Origin of the sequence: Streptomyces ossamyceticus (genome assembly GCF_001418475.1) — a bacterium.
Lineage (GTDB): Bacteria > Actinomycetota > Actinomycetes > Streptomycetales > Streptomycetaceae > Streptomyces > Streptomyces ossamyceticus.
In genome coordinates this window covers 24,158-30,244 of sequence record NZ_LIQX01000480.1, presented here as the reverse complement: position 1 = coordinate 30,244, position 6,087 = coordinate 24,158, and the positions used below count along the sequence as shown (strand labels likewise).

The 6,087-nt window shown below is 72.3% G+C and carries 7 protein-coding genes; 5 read left to right on the top strand and 2 right to left on the bottom strand.

Translation table 11 applies throughout. The features are described 5' to 3' along the window. The 5 genes from AOK15_RS30230 to AOK15_RS30210 all read left to right on the top strand — a co-directional run. Window positions 1-296 (top strand): DUF202 domain-containing protein (locus AOK15_RS30230; RefSeq protein ID WP_055521517.1); only part of this gene is annotated, 296 nt, incomplete at its 5' end. A 135-nt stretch (window positions 297-431) separates the two neighbouring features. Then, window positions 432-728 (top strand): hypothetical protein, encoded by a 297-nt coding sequence (locus AOK15_RS30225; RefSeq protein ID WP_055521516.1) that lies wholly within the window; start codon window positions 432-434, stop codon window positions 726-728. Between the two features lie 161 nt (window positions 729-889). Beyond that, window positions 890-1,801: an MBL fold metallo-hydrolase gene (locus tag AOK15_RS30220; protein WP_055521515.1), complete on the top strand. Its 912-nt coding sequence runs from the start codon at window positions 890-892 to the stop codon at window positions 1,799-1,801. A 254-nt stretch (window positions 1,802-2,055) separates the two neighbouring features. Beyond that, window positions 2,056-3,102 (top strand): phosphotransferase family protein, encoded by a 1,047-nt coding sequence (locus AOK15_RS30215; RefSeq protein WP_055521514.1) that lies wholly within the window; start codon window positions 2,056-2,058, stop codon window positions 3,100-3,102. 6 nt (window positions 3,103-3,108) lie between these two features. Then, a complete protein-coding gene (locus AOK15_RS30210; protein WP_055521513.1) occupies window positions 3,109-4,323 on the top strand; it encodes an acyl-CoA dehydrogenase family protein in 1,215 nt (404 codons plus the stop codon). Between the two features lie 221 nt (window positions 4,324-4,544). On the opposite strand, the gene AOK15_RS30205 is transcribed toward AOK15_RS30210, so the two are convergent. Then, window positions 4,545-5,138, bottom strand: coding sequence for a TetR/AcrR family transcriptional regulator (locus AOK15_RS30205; protein ID WP_055521512.1), 594 nt, complete (start codon window positions 5,136-5,138; stop codon window positions 4,545-4,547). Window positions 5,139-5,287: 149 nt separating this feature from the next. Further along, window positions 5,288-6,049, bottom strand: a complete 762-nt coding sequence (locus AOK15_RS30200; RefSeq protein ID WP_167738874.1) for an SDR family oxidoreductase — start codon at window positions 6,047-6,049, stop codon at window positions 5,288-5,290. Window positions 6,050-6,087: the final 38 nt, after the last annotated feature.

The following is a 6,087-nucleotide window of genomic DNA, read 5'->3' as shown; positions in this document are numbered from 1 at the left end:
GTACGCCGCCACGCCAGCCGGAACGGACCCGGCTGGCGTGGCGGCGTACGACCCTGACCGGGGCCGTGGTCACCGTGCTCGCCGTGAAGTCCGCGCTGCACGGCGGCGCCCAGGCGTCCGGGGTCGTGGCGGCCGCCCTGTGCGCGGCACTGTGGCTGGGGTTCCTGGGGCTCGCCCACCGCCGGATCGGCGCCCTGGCGGGCCCCCGGCCCGCGGCTCTCGCGCCGCGTGTGGCCGTCACGGCCGTGCTGTGCACGGTCGCCCTCGCCGTGTGCGGGGCGGCCCTGGTGCTCTGACCGCGGTGCCGCCCGGCGGGTGGGTGAACCGTGGCCGAGGCTTGGGGCGCGCAGGAGGTTGCGCGAAGGTGGAGGCGGGACTTCTGTGCCTACCGTGGTGAGGTCACCCCCGCACCACTGAAGGTGAGCAGCACCATGACCACCGTTCACCAGGAACACCCCGTCCACGCCCACGACCACGGCCCCGCCTGCGGCCACACGGCCGTGCCGCACGGCGATCACACCGACTACGCGCACGACGGGCATCTGCACCGCGAGCACGGCGGGCACTGGGACGAGTGCGAGCCGAGCGGGCACACGGAGCACGACGGGCACGCCCACGAGCACGGCGACGGGTGCGGGCACCCGACGGTCGCGCACGGGGACCACGTGGACTATGTGCACGACGGCCACCGTCACGCGGCGCACGACGGCCACTGGGACGACCACTAGTCGACGACCGGGAGGCCGCTCGCCGGGCGGGCCCGCCCGGCGGACGGCGCCACCGGGCGGTCACCTGCGTGTCCCCGGCACCCCGGATTCGGTTGGATCGTGGCCGACTGGCAGGCTCTGAGCACCAGTTGGGGGCGATTCGGGGGACGAAGGGGATCACGATGACCGCAGCAGAGCCGTACACCGTCGAGCTGGCGAGCGACGTGTACGCGTATGTGCAGCCGGACGGCGGATGGTGTCTCAACAACTCCGGGTTCGTGAGCGACGGGACGACCACCCTGCTGGTGGACACCGCCGCGACGGAACGCCGGACCCGGGCGCTGGGCGCCGCGCTCGACGGGACCGGCGTCCCCGCTCCTCGCTTCCTGGTCAACACCCACCACCACGGCGACCACACCTACGGCAACGGCTTCTTCACGCCGGCCGCCACACTCGTCTCGCACTCCTCCTGCCGCCGGGAGGCCCTGGCCAGCGGGCAGCACCTGCATCTGCTGTGGCCGCAGACCGACTTCGGCGACATCAGCATCCGGGGCGCGGACCTGACGTACGACGACCGGACGACCGTGCACGTCGGGGACATCGAGGCGCGGGTGATCCACCCCGGCGTCTCGCACACGGTCGGTGACTCGCTGGTCTGGCTGCCGCACCGGAGGATCCTGTTCGCGGGGGACCTGGTGTTCGAGGGCGGTACGCCGTTCTTCCTGATGGGGTCGCTGAGCGGCTCGCTTCGAGCCCTCGCGCTGATGCGGGAGCTGGGCGCCGAGACCGTCGTACCGGGGCACGGGCCGGTGACGGACCCGTCGGCGTTCGACCGGGCCGAGCGGTACATCCGGTTCGTTTCGGAGGTCGCCGAGAAGTCCCACGCGGCGGGGCTCACTCCGTTGGAGGCGGCCCGGACCACGGATCTCGGCGAGTACGCGGCCCTCCCCGAGAGCGAGCGGCTGGTGGCGAACCTGCACCGGGCCTACGCCGAGCTGGACGGGCTGCCCGAGGGCGAGGGCGTGGACCCGTTCGCCGGCTTCATGGACATGGCGACCATCAACGGCGGGGAGATGATGACCTGCCACGCGTGATGCCCGGGCGGCCCAGGGACGTCTTCGGGCCCGCGCAGGGGTCTACCTACGGCCCCGCAGAGGTCTACGGCGCGCGGGGACGTCCCCGGTGCCCGGCCCCTCGGGTGACCGGCCTCGGTATCGGTATCGGGATCCGGCTGCGCGCGGCCGGATCCCGTCGAGACACCGATCACTTTCGCCCCACCCACTGGACGACATACCGACCGGTCGGCATCATGTGACTGGTTCCGTTCTCCCCGCGTGTAGGAGCAATGATGCGCCCAGACCACCCGCCAGGTCTCGACCCCGACCGGCTCCGCGCCCTGCTCGACGCCGAGCGGCCCGGGCTGGTGGCCGGTCCGCTCACCGGCCGGCTGATCGAGGGCGGGCGGTCGAATCTGACGTACGAGGTCACGGACGGCGTCGCCACGTGGGTCGTCCGGCGGCCGCCGCTCGGCCACGTCCTCGCGACCGCGCACGACATGAGGCGCGAGCACCGTGTGATCAGCGCGCTGCACCCGACGGACGTCCCCGTCCCCCGCCCCGTACTGCTGTGCGAGGACGAGGAGGTGCTCGGCTCGCCCTTCTACGTCATGGACTTCGTCGAGGGCACCCCGTACCGCACCGCCGAGCAGCTCGCGCCGCTCGGCGCCGAGCGCACCCGGGCCGCCGTGCTGGGCCTGGTCGACACCCTCGTGGAGCTGCACGCGGTGGACCCGGCCGAGGTGGGCCTCGCCGACTTCGGCCGCCCGGAGGGCTTCCTGGACCGGCAGCTGCGGCGCTGGGGCAAGCAGCTCGACGCGTCCCGCAACCGCGAGCTGGCCGGCATCGACGAACTGCACGCGGCCCTCGGCCGGCAGCTCCCCCACTCCCCCGCCCCGGCGATCGTCCACGGCGACTACCGGCTGGACAACGTCCTGCTGGGCGAGGACGACCGGATCAGGGCGATCCTCGACTGGGAGATGTCCACGCTCGGCGATCCGCTGACGGATCTGGGGCTGCTGGTGATGTACAGCGTGCCGCTCGGGCTGCCCGACTCCCCCGTCTCGACGACCGCGACGGCCGCCGGGCACCCCGATCCCGCCGAGATCGTGGCCCGCTACGCCGAGCGCTCCGGCCGGGACGTGTCGTCCGTGGCCTGGTACACGGCGTTCGCGTGGTTCAAGCTCGCCGTGATCCTGGAGGGCATCCACTACCGGTACACCCTCGGCCAGACCGTCGGCCGCGGCTTCGACCGCATCGGCGACCTGGTCCCCGTCTTCATCGAACACGGCCTGACGACTCTTCGTACCGGCTCCGGTTCCGGCTCCCAGGAGGGCTGATCCAGCATGGACTTCGCATTCGACGCCCGTACGGAGGAGCTGCGCGCCAAGCTCCTCGCCTTCATGGACGCGTACGTGTACCCGGCGGAAGCCGTGGCCGAGGAGCAGCGGGCCGAGCTGGCCTCGCCGTGGGACACCCCGGCCGTGGTGGAGGAACTGAAGGCCGAGGCCCGCAGGCAGGGCCTGTGGAACCTCTTCCTGCCGGACTCCGAGTACGGGGCCGGCCTCACCAACCTCCAGTACGCGCCGCTCGCCGAGATCACCGGGCGTTCGCCGCAGCTGGCTCCGACCGCGCTGAACTGCGCGGCGCCGGACACCGGCAACATGGAGGTGCTGACGCAGTTCGGCGACGACACACAGAAGAAGCAGTGGCTGGAGCCGCTGCTCGCCGGAGAGATCCGGTCGGCCTTCGCGATGACGGAGCCGGAGGTGGCCTCCTCGGACGCCACCAACATCACCACGCTCATCGAGCGGGACGGCGACGACTACGTCATCACCGGGCGCAAGTGGTACATCTCCGGGGCGATGAACCCCGACTGCAAGATCTTCATCGTGATGGGCAAGACGGACCCGGACGGGGCCGACATCCGCCGCCAGCAGTCGATGGTGCTGGTGCCGCGTGACACGCCGGGCGTCACGGTGAAGCGGGCCATGCGGGTCTTCGGGTACGAGGACCACTACCACGGCGGGCACGCCGAGGTGATCTTCGACCGGGCGCGGGTGCCGATGTCGAACCTGATCGGCGAGGAGGGCGGTGGCTTCGCCATCGCCCAGGCCCGGCTCGGCCCCGGCCGCATCCACCACTGCATGCGGCTCATCGGGATGGCCGAGCGGGCGATCGAGCTGATGTGCCGGCGGGCGGTGGCCCGCGAGGCGTTCGGCAAGGCGCTGGCCCAGCAGGGCGTGGTGCACAACTGGATCGCGGACGCGCGCGTCGCGGTCGAGCAGCTGCGGCTGCTGGTGCTGAAGACCGCGTGGATGATGGACACGGTCGGCAACCGGGGGGCCCACGCCGAGATCCAGGCGATCAAGATCGCGACCCCGCGGACCGTCGTCGACATCATCGACCGGGCGATCCAGCTGCACGGGGCGGGCGGCGTCAGCCAGGACTTCCCGCTGGCCGAGCTGTACGCGGGGGCGCGGACGCTGATGATCGCGGACGGGCCGGACGAGGTGCACCAGCGGTCGCTGGCGCGGCGGGAGCTGAAGCGTTACGTGTGACGCCGGCGCCTATCGGGTTGGGGGTGCCTGTGGTTTTGGCGGGTGCGGGCGAGTGGGGGCTGTTCGCGCCCACGCGGCGGAGCCGCAAGTGTCACCGCCCCGCGCCCCTGAAGGCTGGGCCTGCGGCCCGCCTTCAGGGGCGCGGGGAACTGCGCGAGAAGCCACAACGCACCCGCACCCGCCGGCGAACCGCGCACCCCCGAGCTACAAGGCGCCCGGGGTCAAGGGCGAAGCGCGCGCAGCAGCAGGTCGGCCAGGTGGTCGGCGACCTCCTGGGGGCCCATCGGGCCGTCGGGGCGGTACCACGTGGACAGGTGGTGGACCGAGCCGAAGTGGTAGTCGACGACCAGGTCCGCGGGGGTGGCCTTGGAGAAGACGCCCGACTCCTGGCCCTCCTCGATCAGCGCGCGGAAGCGCTCGTGGTAGCGGCGGCGCTCGGCGCGGACCTGCTTGTTCTTCTCGGGGCTCAGGTGGTGCATCGAGCGGAAGAAGATCATCGCGTCGTCGAGGTTGTCGATGGTGGTGACGACGACGTCGGCGGCGGCGCCCCGCAGCCGCTCCTCCACCGGCGCGTCGGCGCCCGCGAACGCGTCGAGCCGTTCCTGCTGGATCCGCAGCACGCGCGCGTACACCTCGTGCAGCAGGTCGTCCTTGGAACCGAAGTAGTGGTACAGCGCGCCCTTGGTGACGCCCGCCGCCTCGACGATCTCCTGCACGGACGTGCGGTCGTAGCCGCGCTCGGCGAAGAGCCGGGTGGCGGCGGCCAGCAGCCGCTGCGGGACGGGGGTACCGTCTCCGTCCGTCGTCCTGGGCACTTCCGCCACCTGCCTTTCGGAGTTCTGTCGTCGCCTACTGGTCGTCCTACGACCGTCGAACGGTTCCCGGTCGGCCGGAACGGCCGGAAGGGGACGATCCCGCCGAAGGATCATCCCACTCCCGGCGCCCGGTCCGCCGGGCAGGTGGGTCAGCCCGTGGTCTCCCACTTCCGCTGGATGTGGTTCATGTTCGTCAGCCAGCGCTCCGGGTCGGTCGCGCGCGCCTGGTAGAAGTCGGCCACCTCGGGATGCGGCAGGATGAGGAAGCGGTCCTTCTCGATGCCGTCGAAGAGCGCGTCGGCGACGTCCTCGGGGTCGATGGCCGTCGGCGCGAGCACGAGGTCGCCCGCGCTGCCGGACGCCGTCAGCATGTCGGTGCGCACGCCCTGGGGGCAGATCGCGTGCACCTTGAGACCCCGGTGGCGGTAGGTGAGGGAGAGCCACTCGGCGAAGGCGTACGCCCCGTGCTTGGTGACGCTGTAGGGCGCCGCGCCGATCATCGTGAGCAGCCCGGCCGCCGAGACCGTGGAGACGAAACGTCCGCTGCCGCGCTCCAGCCACTGCGGGAGCAGTTCGTGGGCCGCCCGGACGTGCGCCATCACGTTCACGTCCCAGGCCAGCGCCCACACCTTGTCGTCGGCCGCTTCCGTGCCGCCGCTGGCGACCCCCGCGTTGGCGCAGTACACGTCGACCGTGCCGCCGAGCGCCTCGCGCGCCGGAGCGACGATCTCCGACGCGTCCCCGGGCACGGCGATCCCGCCGATCTCGTCGGCCACGGCCTTCGCCCGGTCCCCGTCGAGGTCGTTCACGACGACCCGGGCGCCCTCCGCCGCGAACCGCCGGGCCAGCGCGGCGCCGATGCCGCCCCCGGCCCCCGTGACCACCACTCCCGCACCCTGCACGACACCCACTCCGGTCTCCTTACACGAGGCTCACGACCACCACGAAC